Annotated in this window: 1 protein-coding gene; it reads left to right on the forward strand. The window is 61.5% G+C overall.

Annotation, left to right across the window (positions count from 1 at the left end):
* Nucleotides 1–105: 105 nt before the first annotated feature.
* On the forward strand, nucleotides 106–234 hold a 129-nt coding region (locus BN358_RS22905; RefSeq protein WP_198018362.1), incomplete at its 3' end, for a YceI family protein.

A 234-nucleotide genomic window follows, 5' to 3' on the forward strand; every position in this document is an offset into this window, starting at 1 on the left:
CATACCCGGGAGGGTTGTTTCGCCACGTGCTGAATGGGGTAGTTGACGAATCAACTGTCGGCGCCTATGCTTTTAGTTGAGACTTCAACTAACGGAGGAACCCCAATGAGCACAGCCACCATCGCCCGGGTGCAGGACCTGACCGGCACCTACACGCTCGACCCGTCGCACTCCCGGATCGGCTTCGTCGCCCGCCACGCGATGATCGCCAAGGTCCGCGGCGCCTTCAACGAG

The sequence above is a fragment of the Sedimentibacter sp. B4 genome (genome assembly GCF_000309315.1).
Taxonomy (GTDB): Bacteria; Bacillota; Clostridia; order Tissierellales; family Sedimentibacteraceae; genus Sedimentibacter; species Sedimentibacter saalensis.